Source organism: Streptosporangium sp. H13245, from assembly GCF_055690525.1.
The window spans coordinates 233,277-253,079 of record NZ_JBSZKT010000007.1 but is presented as its reverse complement, the minus strand read 5'-3'; the positions used below and the strand labels follow the sequence as shown (position 1 = coordinate 253,079).

14 protein-coding genes are annotated in these 19,803 nt (G+C 70.6%); 11 read left to right on the top strand and 3 right to left on the bottom strand.

The annotated features are described in order from the left end of the window. The first annotated feature begins 111 nt into the window (after nt 1-111). From ACW9TB_RS15490 to mug, 5 genes are all read left to right on the top strand, one after another. Complete coding sequence (locus tag ACW9TB_RS15490) at nt 112-1,035, top strand: LLM class F420-dependent oxidoreductase (RefSeq protein WP_472748714.1); 924 nt, start codon at nt 112-114, stop codon at nt 1,033-1,035. Nucleotides 1,036-1,196: 161 nt separating this feature from the next. Then, complete coding sequence (locus ACW9TB_RS15485) at nt 1,197-3,035, top strand: 3' terminal RNA ribose 2'-O-methyltransferase Hen1 (RefSeq protein ID WP_472748713.1); 1,839 nt, start codon at nt 1,197-1,199, stop codon at nt 3,033-3,035. After that, nucleotides 3,028-5,526 carry a polynucleotide kinase-phosphatase gene (locus ACW9TB_RS15480; RefSeq protein WP_472748712.1) on the top strand — a complete coding sequence of 833 codons (2,499 nt, stop codon included), beginning with the start codon at nt 3,028-3,030 and terminating at the stop codon, nt 5,524-5,526. The genes ACW9TB_RS15485 and ACW9TB_RS15480 overlap by 8 nt, the downstream gene beginning before the upstream one ends. Before the next feature lie 209 nt (nt 5,527-5,735). Continuing rightward, complete coding sequence (locus ACW9TB_RS15475; RefSeq protein ID WP_472748711.1) at nt 5,736-7,145, top strand: sugar porter family MFS transporter; 1,410 nt, start codon at nt 5,736-5,738, stop codon at nt 7,143-7,145. Nucleotides 7,146-7,196: 51 nt separating this feature from the next. Continuing rightward, a complete protein-coding gene (gene mug / locus ACW9TB_RS15470; protein WP_472748750.1) occupies nt 7,197-7,760 on the top strand; it encodes a G/U mismatch-specific DNA glycosylase in 564 nt (187 codons plus the stop codon). A gap of 80 nt (nt 7,761-7,840) precedes the next feature. Here the strand turns inward: mug and ACW9TB_RS15465 are convergent, their stop codons facing one another. Together ACW9TB_RS15465 and ACW9TB_RS15460 are read right to left on the bottom strand one after the other, a co-directional pair. Next, a complete protein-coding gene (locus ACW9TB_RS15465; RefSeq protein WP_472748710.1) occupies nt 7,841-8,374 on the bottom strand; it encodes a DUF1707 SHOCT-like domain-containing protein in 534 nt (177 codons plus the stop codon). Nucleotides 8,375-8,381: 7 nt separating this feature from the next. Next, complete coding sequence (locus tag ACW9TB_RS15460; RefSeq protein ID WP_472748709.1) at nt 8,382-9,182, bottom strand: PadR family transcriptional regulator; 801 nt, start codon at nt 9,180-9,182, stop codon at nt 8,382-8,384. 963 nt (nt 9,183-10,145) lie between these two features. Here ACW9TB_RS15460 and ACW9TB_RS15455 point away from each other — a divergent pair. The 6 genes from ACW9TB_RS15455 (at nt 10,146) to ACW9TB_RS15430 (ending at nt 18,922) form a co-directional block, all read left to right on the top strand. Further along, complete coding sequence (locus ACW9TB_RS15455; protein WP_329083971.1) at nt 10,146-10,874, top strand: metal-dependent hydrolase; 729 nt, start codon at nt 10,146-10,148, stop codon at nt 10,872-10,874. Nucleotides 10,875-11,065: 191 nt separating this feature from the next. Then, entirely contained in the window at nt 11,066-13,837 is a 2,772-nt protein-coding gene (acnA, locus tag ACW9TB_RS15450) for an aconitate hydratase AcnA (RefSeq protein ID WP_472748708.1), read from the top strand. A 518-nt stretch (nt 13,838-14,355) separates the two neighbouring features. Beyond that, nucleotides 14,356-15,474, top strand: a complete 1,119-nt coding sequence (locus ACW9TB_RS15445) for a sugar ABC transporter substrate-binding protein (RefSeq protein WP_472748707.1) — start codon at nt 14,356-14,358, stop codon at nt 15,472-15,474. A gap of 195 nt (nt 15,475-15,669) precedes the next feature. Next, entirely contained in the window at nt 15,670-16,434 is a 765-nt protein-coding gene (locus tag ACW9TB_RS15440; RefSeq protein WP_472748706.1) for an ATP-binding cassette domain-containing protein, read from the top strand. Next, nucleotides 16,431-17,678 (top strand): sugar ABC transporter permease, encoded by a 1,248-nt coding sequence (locus tag ACW9TB_RS15435; protein ID WP_472748705.1) that lies wholly within the window; start codon nt 16,431-16,433, stop codon nt 17,676-17,678. The genes ACW9TB_RS15440 and ACW9TB_RS15435 overlap by 4 nt, the downstream gene beginning before the upstream one ends. Before the next feature lie 35 nt (nt 17,679-17,713). Beyond that, on the top strand, nt 17,714-18,922 hold the full coding sequence (locus tag ACW9TB_RS15430) for an ROK family transcriptional regulator (protein ID WP_472748704.1): 1,209 nt from the start codon (nt 17,714-17,716) through the stop codon (nt 18,920-18,922). A 172-nt stretch (nt 18,923-19,094) separates the two neighbouring features. Here ACW9TB_RS15430 and ACW9TB_RS15425 read toward each other — a convergent pair whose 3' ends face one another. Beyond that, nucleotides 19,095-19,667, bottom strand: a complete 573-nt coding sequence (locus ACW9TB_RS15425; RefSeq protein ID WP_472748703.1) for a hypothetical protein — start codon at nt 19,665-19,667, stop codon at nt 19,095-19,097. Between the last annotated feature and the right edge of the window lie 136 nt (nt 19,668-19,803).

Below are 19,803 nucleotides of genomic sequence, written 5' to 3'. Positions count from 1 at the left end.
GAGTGGTCGACCCGCTACCCGTTGCGTCAGAGGCCAGAACGTTAGCAAGCGTTCCCGCCACGGCGCGGGCTTTCTGCGGATGCCGTCCGGAGTGCCCGGATAATGGTTCTCATGAAGTTGAGGATCTTCACGGAACCGCAGCAGGGCGCCACATACGACGAGTTGCTGGCGGTCGCGCTGGCCGCGGAGCGGCTGGGGTTCGATGCCTTCTTCCGTTCCGACCACTACATGCGGATCGGTCCCGGTGACCCGGGACCCGGCTCCACCGACGCCTGGACGACCCTGGCGGGCCTGGCCAGGGACACCACCACGATCCGTCTCGGCACCCTGGTCACGCCGGTCACCTTCCGGCTGCCCGGCCCGCTGGCGATCAGCGTGGCGCAGGTCGACCAGATGAGCCGCGGGCGGGTCGAGCTGGGCCTGGGCACCGGCTGGTACGACGCCGAGCACGTCGCGTACGGCATCCCGTTCCCGCCGATCGGCGAGCGGTTCGGCCGGTTCGAGGAGCAGCTGGAGATACTGGTCGGGCTCTGGACCACGCCGGTGGGTGAGACGTTCTCCTTCGAAGGCGCCCACTACCGGCTGGCCGACTCGCTCGCGCTGCCCAAGCCCGCGCAGAGCCCGAAGCCGCCGATCATCATCGGCGGCACCGGCGCCACGCGCACCCCGCGGCTGGTCGCCCGGTTCGCCGACGAGTACAACGTGCCGTTCCGCACCCTTGAGGACACCTCCGAGGCCTTCGACCGCGTCGGGAAGGCGTGCGAGGCGGAGGGCAGGGAGCCGGTCCTGCTCTCCGTCGCGCAGACCGTCTGCGTCGGTTCCGACGACGCGGAGATCGCACGGCGGGCCGAGGCGACCGGGCAGGACCTCGCCGCGCTGCGCGCGACGGGCCTGGCGGGCACCCCCGCCGAGGTGATCGAGAAGATCGGCCGGTTCGCCGAGCTGGGCGCCGAGCGGGTCTACCTGCAGGTGCTGGACCTGGACGACCTCGACCACCTGGAGCTCATCGCGGACGAGATCCTGTCCCGCGTGTAGGTCGCGGGCCGCTCCCGGGCGAGCCGGTCGCGGACCGGCCCGCCCCACCGCGAACCGTCCCGCCGCGACCCGGGACATGTCGTCCAGCCGACGGCCGCTTCGTATGGTTTCGGGCCGTTAACCGATGGCCGTCCCGGCGGGCGTGCGGCACACTGAGCCGGGTGCTACTGACGATCTCCACCACCGTACGGCCCGCCACGGACCTCGGGTTCCTGCTGCACAAGCATCCCGACCGGGTCCAGGAGTTCGGGCAGTCGTACGGTACGGCACGCGTCCTCTACCCCGAGGCGGGCGAGGAGCGCTGCACGGCCGCGCTGATGCTCGACGTCGACCCGATCCGCCTGGTGCGCTCGCGCGACCGGTCCACGCCCGACTACACACTGGGCCAGTACGTCAACGACCGGCCCTACGCCGCGTCGTCGCTGCTGGCCGTGGCACTGGCCGACGTGTTCCGTACGGCGCGCACCGGGCGCTGTGACAGCCGTCCCGAGCTGGCCGCGGGACCGATCCCGCTGGAGATCGGCCTGCCCGTGCTGCCGTGCAAGGGCGGTCCCGAGCTCGCGCACCGGCTGTTCGAACCGCTGGGCTGGCGGGTCGAGGCGACCGCCCTGCCACTGGACGAGGAGTTCCCCGAGTGGGGCGACTCCCGCTACGTGCGGCTGGTGCTGCGCGGGGAGGTCCGCCTGGCCGACGCGCTCAACCAGCTCTACGTGCTGCTTCCGGTGCTCGACGACGCCAAGCACTACTGGGTGGCCCCCGACGAGGTGGACAAGCTGATCAGGGCGGGCGAGTCGTGGCTGGCCGCCCACCCCGACCGGGGGCTGATCACCCGCCGCTACCTCGGCCGTCGCTGGGCCCTCACCCGTACCGCCTTCGCCCGCCTCGCCGAGATCGGCGACGACGTGGAGGAGGACCTCGAACCCCCGGTCGAGGAGGACCCCGCGACCGACCCCGCCACGGAGGATTCCGCCGGGGAAGGCCCTGTCGCGGATGACTCCGCTGATTCCGCCGAGGAGAGCCCTGTCATGGGGAGTTCCACCGGGGAGAATCCCGTCGCGGGGACCTCCGCCGTGCCGGGAGACGCCCCCTTGCCCGGTACGGACGCCACCGCCACGACCTTCGGCGGGAGCGGTGTGCCGGACGGTGTCCTTCCAGCCGGTGAGGCCTCTCCCGAGGGTGCCGTCAGGCGTCCGTTGAACACCCTGCGCCTGGAGGCCGTGCTCGCCACGCTGGAAGGGCTGGGCGCGAGCACCGTCATCGACCTCGGGTGTGGTTCCGGCCGCCTGGTCGGGGCGCTGCTCGAACGGCCCCGCTTCACCAGGGTGGCCGGGGCGGACGTGTCCTCCCAGGCGCTGGCGCTCGCGGCCAGGCGCCTGAGACTCGACCGGATGCCCGAGCGGCGACGGGAGCGGCTGGAGCTGTTCCAGGGCGCGCTCACCTACACCGACGCCCGGTTCGCCGGGTACGACGCCGCGGTGCTGATGGAGGTCGTCGAGCACGTCGACCCGCCGCGCCTGGACGCGCTGGAGCGGGTGGTCTTCGGAGCCGCCCGGCCGGGGCACGTGATCGTCACGACCCCCAACGCCGAGCACAACGTCCGCTACGAGTCCCTGAGCGGCATGCGCCACCCCGACCACCGCTTCGAGTGGACCCGCGCCGAGTTCCGCGCGTGGGCGGCGAAGGTATGCGGCGAGTACGGCTACCGCGTCGAGTTCCTGCCGGTCGGCGACGACGACCCCGAGGTGGGCCCGCCGACCCAGATGGCCCTGTTCGGCCTCACGGGCACGCCAGGAGGTCCCGGGCGTACGGAGGGTCCCACGGGCGCGGAAAGACCGGTGAAGGCGGGAAGCGCGGAGGGGTCCGCGAGCGTGGGCGCGGGGGGCTCCACGCGTACGGAAGGCTCCGCGAGTGCGGATGGGGAAAGCGCGGAAGGCTCCGTGGGCGTGAGTGCGGGAGGTTCCGTGAGTGCGGACACGAACGCGGGAGGTGGAGATGACTGAGATCGCCGTACCGGAGATGTCGCTGGTCGTGCTCGTGGGGGTGTCCGGCAGCGGCAAGTCGACCTTCGCCGCCAGGCACTTCGCGCCGACCCAGGTGATCTCCTCCGACTTCTGCCGTGGCCTGGTCGCCGACGACGAGAACGACCAGGCCGCCACCCCCGACGCCTTCGACGTGCTCCACTACATCGTCGGCACCCGGCTGCGGCGCGGGCTGCTCACGGTCGTGGACGCCACGAACGTCCAGTGGGAGGCGCGTAAGCAACTGGTCGACCTCGCGAAGTCGCACAACGTACTGGTCGACGCGATCGTCCTCGACGTGCCGGAGGAGCTGGCGGTCGCGCGCAACGAGACCAGGCCCGACCGGGATTTCGGGGCGCGGGTGGTCACCAGGCAGCGCAAGGACCTGCGCCGTTCCATGGGCAAGATCGCGCGTGACGGCTTCCGCCGGGTCCACGTGCTGCGCGGAGCCGAGGAGATCGAGGCCGCCACGGTCGTCACCGAGAAGGCGTGGACCGACAGGCGCGAGCTGACCGGCCCGTTCGACATCGTCGGTGACGTGCACGGCTGCCGCGCCGAGCTGGAGACGCTGCTGCGCGACCTCGGCTGGGAGATCGGCCCCGGCGGCGCGGGGGCGGTGCACCCCGAGGGCAGGACGGCGGTGTTCGTCGGCGACCTGGTGGACCGGGGGCCCGACTCGCCGGGCGTGCTCCGGCTGGTGATGGGCATGGTCGCGGCCGGGACCGCGCTGTGCGTGTCGGGCAACCACGAGCAGAAGCTGGCCCGCGCGCTCAACGGCCGCAAGGTCAGGGTGGCCCACGGCCTCCAGGAGTCGCTGGACCAGCTGGCCGCCGAGCCCGAGGAGTTCAGGCGGGAGGCGCTGGCCTTCATGGACGGGCTGATCAGCCACTACCAGCTCGACGGGGGCAGGCTCGTCGTCGCCCACGCCGGGCTCAAGGAGGCGTACCACGGCCGCGCCTCCGGCAGGGTCCGCTCCTTCGCGCTGTACGGCGACACCACCGGCGAGACCGACGAGTACGGCCTGCCGGTGCGCTACCCCTGGGCGAGCGAGTACCGGGGCCGGGCCATGGTCGTCTACGGCCACACCCCGGTTCCCGAGCCCGAATGGATCAACAACACGATCTGCGTGGACACCGGGGTGGTCTTCGGCGGGCGGCTGACCGCGCTGCGCTACCCGGAGCGGGAGCTCGTCTCGGTGCCCGCCGAGCGCGCCTGGTACGAGTCGGTCAGGCCGCTGACCGCCCCCGGCTACCGCGACCCCGGCCTGCTCTCCGTCGACGACGTGCGGGGCACCCGCCACATCGAGGTGCGCCACGGCGGTGGCCACATCAAGATCCGCGAGGAGAACTCGGCCGCCGCGTTGGAGATCATGAGCCGGTTCGCGGTCGATCCGCGCTGGCTGGTCTACCTCCCGCCGACGATGGCGCCCCCGGAGACCTCCCGCCTCGACGGCTACCTGGAGCACCCGGCCGAGGCGTTCGCCGAGTTCGCGGCGGCCGGGGTGACCCGGGTGGTGTGCGAGGAGAAGCACATGGGCTCGCGGGCGGTGGCCGTGCTGGCCGCCGACCCGGAGGTGGCGGCGGCGCGGTTCGGGATCACCGACGGCAGCGCCGGGGCGGTCTACACCCGTACCGGAAGGCCGTTCTTCGCCGACACCACCGAGCTGGTCGACAGGCTCAGGCGGGTATGCGCGCCGCTGATGGAGGAGCTGGGGTCCGGCTGGATCGCCCTCGACTGCGAGCTGCTGCCCTGGTCGGCGAAGGCCGAGGGGCTGATCCGGGGCCAGTACGCGTCGGTGGGCGCCGCGGCCCGTACGGTGCTGCCCGAGGCGATCACGGTGTTGGAAGCGGCGGCCGGGCGCGGTTTGGATGTGGGCGATCTGTTGGACCGCACCCGACGCCGCTCCACCAACGCTGCCCGTTTCAGGCAGGCATATGCACGTTACTGCTGGCCTGTCTCCGGGCTGGAGGGTCTTCGCCTCGCACCGTTCCAGATCCTCGCCTGCGAGGGCCGGGCGACCGCGATCGAGGAGCCGCACTCCTGGCACCTGGACCTGCTGTCCCGGCTCGACGACCCGCTGATCGCGCCCACCCGGCACGTGTTCGCGGACCTGACCTCGCCGGAGTCGACCGAGGCGGCCACGGCCTGGTGGTCGGCGCTGACCGCCGAGGGCGGCGAGGGCATGGTCGTCAAACCGCTGGAGCTACCTGACGGGCGGAGCCGGGTGCAGCCCGGGGTCAAGGTGCGCGGGCGGGAGTACCTGCGGATCATCTACGGCCCCGACTACACCGAGAGCCTGGACGTCCTGCGCCGCCGGTTCCTGGGCCGCAAGCGCTCGCTCGCCCTGCGCGAGCACGCGCTGGGTCTTGAGGCGCTCTCCCGGCTGGCCGGTGGGGAGCCGCTGTGGAGGGTGCACGAGGCGGTCTTCGCCGTCCTGGCACTGGAGTCCGAACCGGTCGATCCCCGCCTGTAGCCCCCCTCCGCGAGCCGCGAGCCGCGAGCCGCGCCCCGGGGACCGATACCGGTCCCCGGGCCCGGAGGCGGAGACGGCGCCGGTGGAGATGCCCCCCGGGAGACCGCGCCGGGAAGGGGACCCGGCGCGCGGTCGTTCCCGGAAGGCGCGGTTGTTCCCGGAGGTTGGAGACGCATGTCTCAAGCCCCCCTCAGGGGGAAAGGGTCGTCATGGCCAGCACCACCCCTTCGGGGACCTCCGGTGAGAACATCGGGCACGTCGTCTTCATCACCGCCGCGGCGGCGATCGGCGGCTTCCTCTTCGGATACGACAGCGCGGTCATCAACGGCGCCGTCACCGGGATCGAGAAGAACTTCGACGTCGGCCCGGTCCAGACCGGCTTCGTCGTGGCGATCGCGCTGCTGGGCTCGGCGCTGGGCGCCTGGATCGCCGGAGGGCTCGCCGACCGCTGGGGACGCACCCGGGCGATGCAGGTGGCCGCGATCCTGTTCGCGGTCAGTTCCGTCGGCCAGGCCCTGCCCTTCGCGCTCTGGGACCTGGCCTTCTGGCGGGTGCTCGCCGGAGTGGGCATCGGCATGGCCTCGGTGATCGGCCCCGCCTACATCGCGGAGGTCGCGCCGCCCGCCTACCGGGGACGCCTGGGCTCCTTCCAGCAGCTCGCGATCGTGCTGGGCATCGCGGTCTCCCAGCTGGCCAACTACGCGATCGCGGAACGGGCCGGGGGAGACGTCAACAACGAGCTGCTCGGGCTCCAGGCCTGGCAGTGGATGCTCGGCGCCTGCCTGGTCCCCGCGCTGCTCTATCTGGTCTTCGCGACGGTCATCCCCGAGTCGCCGCGCTTCCTCGTCGCGGTCGGCAGAACGGACGCGGCGCGCAAGGTGCTGTCGGAGGTCGAGGGCGAGGGAGCCGACCTGGACACCCGGGTGGCGGAGATCGAGACCTCGCTGCGCAGCGAGCGCCGCCCCCGCCTGCGCGACCTGCGCGGCTCCCGGCTCGGGCTGATGCCGATCGTCTGGATCGGCATCCTGCTGTCCGTCTTCCAGCAGTTTGTGGGGATCAATGTGATCTTCTACTACTCGGCGTCGCTGTGGCAGTCGGTCGGCATCAACCAGTCGGACTCGCTGCTCATCAGTTTCTCCACCTCGATCATCAACATCGTGGGCACGTTCGTCGCCATCGCGCTGGTCGACAGGATCGGCCGCAGGCCGCTGCTGCTGGTCGGCTCGGCGGGCATGACGGTCGCGCTCGCCGTGGCCGCGTGGGCGTTCGGCGCGGGCGTCCCGAGCGGTGACGCGGTCAGGCTGCCCGAGGCGCAGGGTACGGTCGCCCTGGTCGCCGCGCACGTCTTCGTGCTGTTCTTCGCGCTGTCGTGGGGTGTGATCGTCTGGGTGCTGCTGGGCGAGATGTTCCCCAACCGCGTCAGGGCCGCCGCGCTCTCGGTGGCCGCCGCCGCCCAGTGGGTGGCCAACTGGCTGATCACCGTCTCGTTCCCGTCGCTGAGCGAGTGGAACCTGGCCGGGGCCTACGTGGGGTACGCCGCCTTCGCCGCGCTGTCCTTCGTCTTCGTGCTGTTCAAGGTACGGGAGACCAAGGGGCGGAAGCTTGAGGAGATGGGTTAGGTTCGCCTCGTGCCGTCCCAGGAGCAGGAAAGTACCCCGCCCGCGAGACGCGTGACCTCCGCGGGGCGGGCCGAGGCGCGGCCGAGCCGCGCCGAGCTCGCGGCGGCCGGGGACGCGACGATCGAGGATGTCCTCGGGCCCTCGCTGGACGTGCTGTTCTGCGGGATCAATCCCGGCCTGTACTCCGCGGCCACCGGCCACCATTTCGCCCGCCCCGGCAACCGCTTCTGGCCCGCGTTGCACCGATCGGGCTTCACCCCCCGGCTGCTGTCCCCCGGAGAGCAGGACCTGCTTCCCTCGTACGGGCTGGGGATCACCAACGTGGTGCGGCGGGCCTCCGCGCGGGCGGCGGAACTGTCCGCGGAGGAGTTCCGCGCGGGCGGGGAACGACTGGTGAGGCTGGTCGCCGAGGTCCGGCCGAAGGTGCTGGCGGTGGCGGGGGTGACCGCCTACCGGCAGGCGTTCGGCGTGCCCGGGGCCGTCATCGGGCCGCAGGGGTCCCGGATCGGCGGCGCGGCGGTGTGGGTGCTGCCCAACCCGAGCGGCCTGAACGCGCACTGGACGCTGGACGGGATCGCGGAGGAGATGCGGCGGCTGCGGGAGTCTCTCGCCTGACCGGCCGGGGGCATGCCCGTACCGGCCGGTACGGGTGCCTCGCGGGACGCCCGCACCGGCCGGAGCCGATCAGCGGCGGGTCAGGACGCGGCCGGGGGGCCGACCCGGCGCGAGCGCGTCCTGGAGCGTCCCCGCCCGCGGTGGAGCATGCTCAGCACGGCCATCACCAGCCAGGCGAAGAAGATGAACTTGAGCACCCCGAACCCGCCGATCAGCACCCCGGCGACCATCACCAGGATGATCATGGGGAAGAACGGCGGCCCGCCGTGACGGCCCCGGTGGTGACGGCGGCCCCCCGGCCCGTGATGGCCCCAGGGGTGGGTGTGCGCGCGATGCCCGCGCCCCGGGCCCCACGGTTCGCCGGGGCCCCAGGGGGCTCCCGCGCCCCAGGGACCCCGGGCGTTACCGGACTCCTCCGGCCGGGGGTCGGACGGGCCGGGAAGGTCCGCGCTCACCCGGGCCAGCTCGCCGCCGGTCCGCGCGGACATGGTCAGTTCGAGGCGCTCGTCGAGCTCCTCGCGGGTCAGGCGCCCCTGCACGTAGTGCTCGCGCAGGGACTCCATCGCCACGTCACGCTCGGCGTCTCCTATACGGAGGTCGTCTCGGGGGGTCATGGTCGGGTCACTCCTCGCCGGTGTCGCCGGGGTCGCCGTCGGCCAAGATCTGGTAGAGCTTGCGGCGCGTCTCAACTAGAGTCTGCTTCGCCTGGCGGATCTGCGCGTCACTTCCGGTCTGCAGGATCTGGAGCATGGCGAACCCCGACTGGCGGGTGATGTCCATCAGCTCCCAGGTGCTGTCGTCGACCTCGGGAGTCATCTCCTCCCACGGGGCGCGCACCTCGTCGGAGTGCTCGGCCACGTAGGCGCGCCCGGCGTCGGTGAGGCTGAAGGTCTTGCGGCCCTCGTTCTCCTCGGCCAGGACCAGGCCCTCGTCGGTGAGCTGCTGCAGGGCCGGGTAGACCGCTCCCGGGCTGGGCTTCCAGCCGCCCTCGCTGCGCCGCTCGATCTCCTGGATGATCTGGTAGCCGTTGCGCGAGGACTCGGTGAGCAGGGCGAGGATCGCGGCACGGACGTCGCCGCGCTTCGCCTTGCGCCCGCGCCCGAACGGCGGACCGCCGCCGAAGGGGCCCCCGCCGAACGGGCCTCTGCCCCCCCTGCCGCCCCGGCCGAGGTCCCAGGGGAACCCGCCGCCGAAGGGGAAGGGGCCGCGGTGACCGCGGTGGCGGTGCTCGTGGGGCCCGCCCTCGTGGTGTGTGTGGTGCGGCGGGTGGGGAGGGTGCCCCGGGCCGCGCTCCGGGCCGACCTCGTGCCATCCGGCGGCCATCTGCCGCCATGCCTCCCTGGCCGCGCGCTTCATCTCGCGCCTGACCTCCTGGGACCCGAATCCGGCCCAGGGGCCGCCCATCGCGTTGGACGGTGTCATGTCGTACCTCCATGCTGCGACCGTCTTTTGATCGCTCTCGATGCTTCAAAGATATATCGAGAACATTCTAACGACAACCCCGTGTCATGAAATAGGGGTTCTGGGCGGTCTGGGGTGTATCTGGGTGTTAGCGGTTTTTGGGATCCTGCTTCGCGGTTCGTGCCGGGCCCGGCCGTCTCGCCCCGCCCGTGCCGGGTCCATCCACCTTGCTGGGTAAGGCCCGTTGAGCTGGGAATACTCCGCGACCGAGCTGGGACGGCCGAGATGGCCGACGTGGCGCGCGGGGCCTCCGGCCCTCGTTCCGCCGTTCCGCGAACCCCCTCCAGGGGCCGTCGCCAACGGTAATCAGCCGTCACTCTCCGTAGAAGTGAGGCAGATCACGTAATTCTTGCCGGATTCTGGAACAAGTCCTGAGACCTGCACGTTACAAAGGACGTAGACGGGATTCGTTCCGCGCCGGAAGGGCTGGGGGGTGCTTTCGGCGCGGAACGGTCCCGTCTGTCGTTTCCGCACGTCCCCGCTTGATCGCGACCTTCCCGGGTGCCGTGTCCCCGTTCGGCCGCGACCCTCCCGGACGCGCGTCAGGACCTCCGGTGAGGATGCCCCGGAAAGTTCCCCGGACGAGACCCGCCCCGCGAGCCGCGCGAGGCTCTCCCGCGAGGACGATCACCGCGCCGTGACGCTCTCCGGCGGCCGTCCCCGGCACCATCCGCCCGTTCCATCCGTTCCCCATTCGTAGGAAGATGCGGATGGCAGTCACCTTTCGTGAAGGGACGGGAAGATCGAAGCGGACCGTCGTCGCCCCCGGGCGACCCTGGAACCGGCTGGAAACGATCAGCGCTCACGCGCCGGGGCCATCCCGCCCGCGCGACACGCCGACGGCGTGAAATGGCACGGTCCTCCATCAGGGGGAGGCTTTGACGTACAGTCTCCCGAGGTGATCTTGATGGGGGTGTTTGACCGATGATGGGGCATACGCATGCGTTGACGGGTGCGATCGCCTGGCTGGGGGTGGCGCCCGCGCTGGCCGCGCTGCCCTTGCTGACCGAGACGTCCAGGTTCATCGAGACCGGCGTCATGGTCAACGCGCTCAACCCGGCCGAGTTCGTCGCCGGGGCCATCATCTGCGCCGGTGCCGCGATGCTGCCGGACCTCGACCATCCGAGCGCGACGATCGCGCAGACGTTCGGGCCGGTCACCTGGGGTCTGAGCAAGGCGGTCTCGTGGCTCGCCGGGGGCCACCGCAACGCCACCCACTCGCTGGTCTTCGCGATCGCGATGGGCTTCGGCGCGCACTACCTGGCCAACACCTACCCGATCGGCCGCGACATCCTGGTGGTCCTGCTCATCGGCCTGGCGCTGCGGTCGATCGGCATCGGCATCCCGGGCAAGAAGTTCGCCTCGGCGATGCTCAACGTCGGCATGACGGCCGGGCTGTTCGTGGTGTTCCGCAGCGACAACGTGGAGTACGCCTGGCTGGGGCTGGCGGTCGCGATCGGATGCCTGACCCACGTCCTGGGTGACTGCTGCACCGAGAAGGGCTGTCCGGTGCTCTGGCCGATGCGGCAGAAGTGGCTGCTGCCGTGGAAGATCGGCATCAAGACGGGCCGCGCCTTCGAGCAGAAGTTTCTCGCCCCGGTACTTTCCGTCGTCGTTCTCGGGCTGCTGTATCTCCGCCTCGCCCCACAGTGATCATACTGGGGAGTAATTTGATGTCGAGATACCCGGAGGGATATCTTGATATCGAGACATCCGCCGCAACCTGTGAGTGACCTGCGAGTTAGGCATACCTAACAGTCAGGGGTGCTCGGGCGGTGCGGCAGGATTTCAATCGCGCCTTATGTGCCGGCGCGCCAGACATCAGGTGATGAGGGAGGCGAACCGTGTCCGCGAACAGCTTCGGCAGCCGTGACACGCTCCGCGTCGGTGACGCGGAATACGAGATCTACCGGCTGGACGCCGTGGAGGGCTCGGGGCGTCTCCCGTACAGCCTGAAGATCCTGCTGGAGAACCTTCTCCGCACGGAGGACGGCGCGAACATCACCGCCGACCACATCCGCGCGATCGGCCAGTGGGACCCGACGGCGGCCCCGAACGTGGAGATCCAGTTCACGCCGGCCCGCGTGATCATGCAGGACTTCACCGGCGTCCCCTGCGTCGTCGACCTGGCGACCATGCGCGAGGCCGTCCGCGACCTCGGCGGCGACCCCGCCAGGATCAACCCGCTCGCCCCGGCCGAGATGGTCATCGACCACTCGGTCATCGTCGACTTCTTCGGCGGGGCCGACTCCTTCCAGCGCAACGTCGACAGGGAGTACGAGCGCAACCGCGAGCGCTACCAGTTCCTGCGCTGGGGCCAGACCGCCTTCGACGAGTTCAAGGTCGTCCCGCCCGGCACCGGCATCGTGCACCAGGTCAACATCGAGCACCTCGCCCGGGTCGTGATGGTCCGCGAGGGCAGGGCGTACCCGGACACCTGCGTCGGCACCGACTCCCACACCACCATGGAGAACGGCATCGGCGTCCTGGGCTGGGGCGTCGGCGGCATCGAGGCCGAGGCCGCGATGCTCGGCCAGCCGATCTCCATGCTCATCCCGCGCGTCGTCGGCTTCAAGCTGACCGGCAAGCTCCCGGCCGGGGCCACCGCCACCGACCTCGTCCTCACGATCACCGAGATGCTCCGCAAGCACGGCGTCGTCGGCAAGTTCGTGGAGTTCTACGGCGACGGCGTCTCCAGCGTGCCGCTGGCCAACCGGGCCACGATCGGCAACATGAGCCCCGAGTTCGGCTCGACCTGCGCGATCTTCCCGATCGACGGCCAGACGACCGACTACCTCACGCTGACCGGCCGCTCCGCCGAGCAGGTCGCCCTGGTCGAGGCCTACGCCAAGGCCCAGGGCATGTGGCTCGACCCCGAGGCCGAGGAGCCGGTCTTCTCCGAGTACATCGAGCTGGACCTGTCCACGGTCGTCCCGTCGATCGCCGGTCCCAAGCGCCCCCAGGACCGCATCGCGCTGTCGGACGCCAAGAGTGCCTGGCGCGCGGCCGTCAAGGACTACGTGTCGAGCGAGCAGGGCCCGCTCGACGAGGCGTCCGGCGAGTCGTTCCCCGCCTCCGACTCCCCGGCGGTCTCCCACGACGACAACGGCGACAAGCCGCACCCGGCCGGTCTCAACGGCGAGCGCCCGCGCAAGGTCGTCCAGGTCACCCTGGCCGACGGCACCGCCTTCGAGATCGACCACGGCGTGGTGACCATCGCCGCGATCACCAGCTGCACCAACACCTCCAACCCGTACGTCATGATGGGCGCCGCGCTGCTCGCCAGGAACGCGGTCGAGAAGGGCCTGACCCGCAAGCCGTGGGTGAAGACCTCCCTCGCGCCCGGCTCGCAGGTCGTCACCGGTTACTTCGAGCGCTCCGGCCTGCAGCCGTACCTCGACAAGATCGGGTTCAACCTGGTCGGCTACGGCTGCACCACCTGCATCGGCAACTCGGGCCCGCTGCAGGAGGAGATCTCCGCCGCCATCCAGGAGAACGACCTCGCGGTCACCGCCGTGCTCTCCGGCAACCGCAACTTCGAGGGCCGGATCAACCCCGACGTCAAGATGAACTACCTGGCCTCGCCGCCGCTGGTCGTCGCCTACGCCCTCGCGGGCACCATGGACCTCGACCTGAACAACGAGCCGCTGGGCGTGGGCTCGGACGGTGAGCCGGTGTTCCTCGCCGACATCTGGCCGGAGCCCGAGGAGATCGCGGCGGTCGTCGCCTCGTCGATCGACCAGGAGATGTTCCTGCACGACTACGCCGACGTGTTCAGGGGCGACGAGACCTGGCGCTCGCTGCCGATCCCGACCGGCAACACCTTCGAGTGGGACCCGGACTCGACCTACGTCCGCAAGGCCCCCTACTTCGAGGGCATGCCGCCGGAGCCGGAGCCGGTGACCGACATCTCCGGGGCCCGGGTGCTCGCGAAGCTGGGCGACTCGGTCACCACCGACCACATCTCCCCGGCGGGCGCCATCAAGGTCGGCACCCCCGCCGCCGACTACCTCAAGGAGCACGGCGTCGGGGTCAAGGACTTCAACTCCTACGGCTCGCGCCGGGGCAACCACGAGGTCATGATCCGCGGCACCTTCGCCAACATCCGGCTGAAGAACCTGCTGCTCGACGGCGTGGAGGGCGGCTACACCCGCGACTTCACCGTCGAGGGCGGGCCGCAGTCCTTCATCTACGACGCCTCGGCCAACTACCAGGCCGCCGGTGTCCCGCTCGTGGTCCTGGCCGGTAAGGAGTACGGCTCGGGCTCCTCGCGCGACTGGGCGGCCAAGGGCACCGCGCTGCTCGGCGTCCGCGCCGTCGTCGCCGAGTCCTACGAGCGCATCCACCGCTCCAACCTGATCGGCATGGGCGTGCTGCCGCTGCAGTTCCCCGAGGGGGAGACGGCGGAGTCGCTGGGCCTGACCGGTGAGGAGACCTTCGACGTCGTCGGCGTCGAGGCCCTCAACGAGGGCGGCGTCCCGCGGACCGTGACGGTCAGGGCCGACGGCAAGGAGTTCCAGGCGGTCGTGCGCATCGACACCCCCGGAGAGGCCGACTACTACCGGCACGGGGGCATCATGCAGTACGTCCTGCGCTCCCTGCTCGCCAAGAGCTGAGCAGGGGGGCGGGGCCGCACGCAAGCCTCGCCCGCATGGGGACACACCCCAGACGAGAACCGCCCGGCGGGACACCATCCCGCCGGGCGGTTCCGTGTTTTCCGGGGATCCCCGCGGTCACGGAGGAACGACGGTTTCCGGGGCGGACCGAGGAGTCAAAGGGGCGGAACGAGGGTGTAAAGGGCCGCGGCGAGGGGAAAAGGACCGCGGCCGGGCGGGAGGGCGCCGGGCCGCGCCGGTGAACGGGCAGGTCAGGACCGCGATCCCCGCAACTGCGGGGGTATCGGCACGGTGGGGGACCGCACGGACCCGAGGCGGTTAAGAGCGCGTTTCTGGATTGTTACCGGCCACAACAAACTTTACCTCTGGAGGGTCTGGCGCTCCAGGCCAACAGCGGAATACGTTGCCGCAAACAACATTCAACGGAACGGTGAGCCGAGACCCGGCATAGCCGTACCCGCGAATTCGGCATGCCGCACGTCCGTACCCCCCACTTTCGAAGAAAGGACCCGTGCACCATGCGCAAGGGGATCCTCAGCCTTACCGCCGCCGCCGCGGCGATGACTCTCGGCCTCACCGCTTGCGGGAGCGACAGCCCCGACACCAGCGCCCAGAGCAGTGCCGCCCCTGCGGAGAGCACGGCGGCCGCCCCGGGCAAGGTCGGCGTCATCCTTCCCGACAGCAAGTCCTCCGCCCGCTGGGAGACCGCGGACCGCAAGTACCTGGAGGAGGCCTTCAAGGCCGCGGGCGTCGCCTACGACATCCAGAACGCCCAGGGTGACAAGACCCAGTTCCAGACCATCGCCGACCAGATGATCACCAACGGGGCCACGGTCCTGATGATCGTCAACCTCGACAGCGGCACCGGCAAGGCCGTACTCGACAAGGCCAAGGCGCAGGGCGTGGCCACCATCGACTACGACCGCCTCACCCTCAACGGCGGCGCCCAGTACTACGTCAGCTTCGACAACACCAAGGTCGGCACCCTTCAGGGTGAGGGCCTGGTGAAGTGCCTGACCGACAAGAAGGCCGAGAAGCCGATCGTCGCCGAGCTCAACGGCTCGCCGACCGACAACAACGCCACGCTGTTCAAGAACGGCTACGACGGCGTGCTCAAGGCCAAGTACGACTCCGGCGACTACGTCAAGGGTCCCGACCAGTCCGTCCCCGACTGGGACAACGCCCAGGCGGGCACGATCTTCGAGCAGATGCTCACCGAGCAGCCGAAGATCGCCGGCGTCCTGGCCGCCAACGACGGGCTCGGCAACGCCGCCATCGCGGTCCTCAAGAAGAACAGCCTGAACGGCAAGGTCCCGGTCACCGGCCAGGACGCCACCGTGCAGGGCCTGCAGAACATCCTCGCCGGTGACCAGTGCATGACGGTCTACAAGGCGATCAAGAAGGAGGCCGACGCGGCGTCCGCGCTCGCCATCGGCCTGGCCAAGGGCGAGAAGCCCGCGGCGACCGGGACGGTCAAGGACACCGAGAGCGGCGCCGACGTGCCCGCCGTCCTCCTCGACCCGCAGCCGATCTTCTTCGACAGCGTCAAGGACGTCGTCGCCGACGGCTTCGTGACCAAGGACGAGCTGTGCACCGGCGAGTTCGCCGACAAGTGCACCGAGGCCGGAATCCAGTAGGGCGTGGAGGGCGCGGCCGGTCGTTCCCCCGGGCCGGCCGCCCCTCGCGCTCGATCGCGGCACACCCCACCCTGTGACGCCGGGAGACGCGGCAGGCGAGCGTCTCCCGGCGACGGCGACAGGGCGGGACGCCGCCCGCAGGCGCCCGACCCGCGCGAGCTTCGCCGCGCGAAATGAACCAGGGAGCACAACCCCATGACCCCCGCACTGGAACTCCGCGGGATCGACAAGAGTTTCGGTCCCGTACAGGTCCTGCACGACGTCTCCCTCTCCGCGTACGCGGGAGAGGTGACCGCGCTGGTCGGCGACAACGGCGCAGGCAAGTCCACCCTCGTCAAGTGCGTCGGCGGCATCCACCCGATCGACTCCGGCGAGTACTTCTTCGACGGCAAGCCCGTCCAGATCGGCAGCCCGCGCGACGCGGCCGACCTGGGCATCGAGATCGTCTACCAGGACCTCGCGCTCTGCGACAACCTCGACATCGTCCAGAACATGTTCCTCGGCCGCGAGCACACGCGCGGCATCGTCCTCGACGAGGACACGATGGAGGAGATGGCGGCCAGGACCCTGGAGAGCCTGTCGGTCAGGACCGTCAAGTCCATCCGCCAGCTCGTCGCCAGCCTCTCCGGCGGCCAGCGCCAGACGGTGGCCATCGCCAAGGCCGTGCTGTGGAACAGCAAGGTCGTCATCCTCGACGAGCCGACCGCCGCCCTCGGCGTCGCCCAGACGGCGCAGGTGCTGGAACTGGTCCGGCGCCTGGCCGACCAGGGCCTGGCCGTCGTCCTCATCTCGCACAACATGAACGACGTCTTCGCCGTGTCCGACCGGATCGCCACCCTCTACCTCGGCCGGATGGCGGCCCAGGTCAAGACCTCGGACGTCACCCACGCGCAGGTCGTCGAACTGATCACCTCTGGCCGCAGCGGGGACCTCGGCCTCACCAACGGAGTCACCGTATGACCGCCACGATTTCACCGAAGACCGTCCACGAGGCACCCTCGATCAGGACCAACGTCCGCGGCTACGCCGAGAGGGTACGCGGTGGCGACATGGGCGCGCTGCCCGCGGTGTTCGGCCTCGTGGTGCTCTGCACGATCTTCGCCATCCTGAGGCCCGCCTTCCTGACCTCGGGAAACTTCGCCAACCTGTTCACCCAGGGCGCCGCGGTCACCGTGATCGCGATGGGCCTCGTCTTCGTGCTGCTCCTCGGTGAGATCGACCTGTCGGCGGGCTACGCCAGCGGCGTCTGCGCCGCGGTGCTCGCGATCATGCTCAGCAGCCAGGGACTTCCCTGGTACGTGGCGGTCGGCACGGCCATCCTCACCGGTGTGGTGATCGGCACCGCGATCGGCTCCATCGTCGCGAAACTCGGCATCCCGTCGTTCGTGGTGACGCTCGCGGCCTTCCTGGCCTTCCAGGGGCTCGTGCTGCTGCTCGTCAAGGGCGGCACCATCGTCGCCATCCGCGACGAGACGATCCTCGCGATCGCCAACAAGAACCTCCCGCCCACGGTGGGCTGGATCCTGCTGGCCGTGGGCGTCGCCGCCTACGCCGGGCTCCAGCTGCTGCGCTCCCGCAAGCGCGCCGGCCGGGGCCTGACCTCCGACCCGATCTCGCTGATCGCGGTCAGGGTCGGCGCCCTCGCGCTGCTCGGCGGTCTAGCCGTCTACTTCCTCAACATCGAGCGCAGCCGCAACGCCGCCGTCGTCTCCCTGGCGGGCGTGCCGCTCGTGGTCCCCATCATCGTGGTCCTGCTGCTGGTCCTGACGTTCGTGCTCCGCCGCACGGCGTACGGGCGCCACCTGTACGCGGTCGGCGGCAACGCCGAGGCCGCGCGCCGGGCGGGCATCAACGTCGACCGGATGAAGATCAGCGCCTTCGTGATCTGCTCCTCCATGGCCGCCGTCGGCGGCGTCATCGCCGCCTCGCGGGCCAGCTCCGTCGACCCCAACACCGGTGGCAGCAACGTGCTGCTCTACGCGGTCGGCGCCGCCGTCATCGGCGGCACCAGCCTGTTCGGCGGCAAGGGCCGGGTGCTGGACGCCATCCTCGGCGGTGCCGTGGTCGCGGTCATCGAGAACGGCATGGGCCTGATGGGCTACAGCTCCGGTGTGAAGTTCATGGTGACCGGTTCGGTCCTGTTGCTGGCCGCCATGGTGGACGCGCTGTCCCGCAAGCGGGCGGCCGCCACTGGTCTAAGGTGATCAGCGACTCCGATTCACCGAAGGAACACCACGCCATGCGGGCAGGCCCCTCCCAAGAGGAGATCAGGCGTCACAACCTTGGGGCCCTGCTCCGGCACGTTCATCTGAGCGGGCCCACCTCGCGTGCGGAGCTCACCAACCGGATGGGGCTCAACCGCAGCACCATCATGGCCCTCACCGCCGACCTGACCGCCGCAGGCCTGGTCAGGGAGGAACTCCCCAGGGAGACGGGCCGGGCCGGGCGTCCGTCCCTGGTGGTCCGCCCCGAGTCGGCGCGGGTCTACGTGTTCGCCCTCGACGTGGGCGTCGACCGGCTGGTCGCCGCCCGCGTCGGCCTGGGCGGCACCATCCTCGACCGCCGCGAGACGGTACGGCGGCGCGGGGAGTTCTCGCTGGAGGAGATCGTCGGCCCGCTCGCCGCCTTCGCCCGGCAGATGCACCGCAAAACCCGGCCCGACACGGTGTGCGTCGGGGTGGCGGCGGCCTTCTCCGGGGGAGTGGGCCGCGGGGACGGGGTCATCAGGTTCGGGCCCAACATGGTCACCCTGGACGACGTGCCGTTCGCCGACGAGATGACCCGCCGGCTGGCCTTCGGCCTGCCGGTCACCGTCGGCAACGACGCCAACCTCGCCGCCCTCGCCGAGCAGACCCGGGGCGTCGGCGTCGGCTGCCGCGACCTCGTCTATCTCCACGGCGACGTCGGCATCGGCGGGGGAGTGATCGTCAACGGCCAGCTGCTCGGCGGCCACCTGGGCTTCGGCGGCGAGGTCGGGCACATGATCGTCAATCCTGACAAGGGCCGCCTCTGCGGGTGCGGCTCGCACGGCTGCCTGGAGGCGGAGGTCGGGGAGCGCGCCCTCCTGGAGGCCGCGGGCCGTTTCGGCTCCCGGGTCGGCAGGGACGCCGTCCGCGCCGTGGTCGACGCCGCCGACCGGGGAGACGTCGTCGCGCAGGCGGCCCTGAGCCGCGTCGGCGACTGGCTCGGCCTGGGCGTCTCCAACCTCGTCAACCTGTTCAACCCCGAGATGGTCGTCTTCGGGGGCACACTCAGGGAGATCTATCTCGGCTCCGCCGCGCAGGTCCGCAGCCGCCTCGCCCTCGACGCCCTGCCTCCGTGCCGCGAGCAGCTGCGCCTGCGCACCTCGGCGCTCGGCGATGACGCCACCCTTGTCGGCGCCGCCGAACTGGCCTTCTCCCAGGTCCTCGCCGACCCCCTCGAAGTCCTCGCCCGCGCGGGCTCCTGAATTTTCCCTCGGTCATCCGGGGACGGTGCGTTTGTCCCGTTGGACGTGAGGCGGGGGCGTCCTGGTTTACGGCGATCCGGGTTCTCGGGGGATCGGTGTTCCGTGTGCTGTGGTGATCCGTGAGATGTCGCGTCGGCACCCGGGGCCCTGGGTGCCGACGCTGGTGCGGGTGTTACTTGACGAGACCGGCGACCAGGTGACGCAGATCGATGTGACCGGCCTTGAGCTCGGCGACGTCACCTTCGACGCGCTTCATGGAGAGTTCCAGGTTGCCGACGGAACGCTTGACCACGGAGACCTCCTCGCGAAGCTCAGTCATGTCCGTCCGGAGGCCGTTCACGTCCGCCCGGAGGCTCTCTTGTCCGGCCCGGAGGATGTTCTGTCCGGCTCGGAGGTCGTTCACGTCCGCTCGGAGGCTCTCTTGTCCGGCCCGGAGGTCGTTCATGTCCGCTCGGAGGCTCTCTTGTCCGGCCCGGAGACTGTCCTGTCCGGCTTGGAGGATGTCCTGCCCGGTCCGGAGGCCGGTCATCTCCGTCCAGAGGTTCGTCGTCACCGCCCGAAGGTCGTCCAGGGCCTCGAAGATGCGCGCATTGACCACCTTGTTTTCCTGGCTCTCCGCGCGGAGCACGGCGACGTCCGTTTCCAGGACGCGCAGGCGAGTATCGGTTGTGTCCATATCTGTTTTCTCCTTGCCGTCGACCAGCGGGGGGACCGGGCCTGGTGCCGTGGCGTGGAGGGCGCTCACGGAGAGGGTCGTTCAGGCGGCGTCGCCAGGTTACTGAACGTCAGGGGGTCGTCGCCACTCGTGGTCGCGATTCGAGGGAGACCGTTCGCGCCGGGCGGGGATGAGCCCCGGCACCCCCCGGAGGATGTGGCTTACA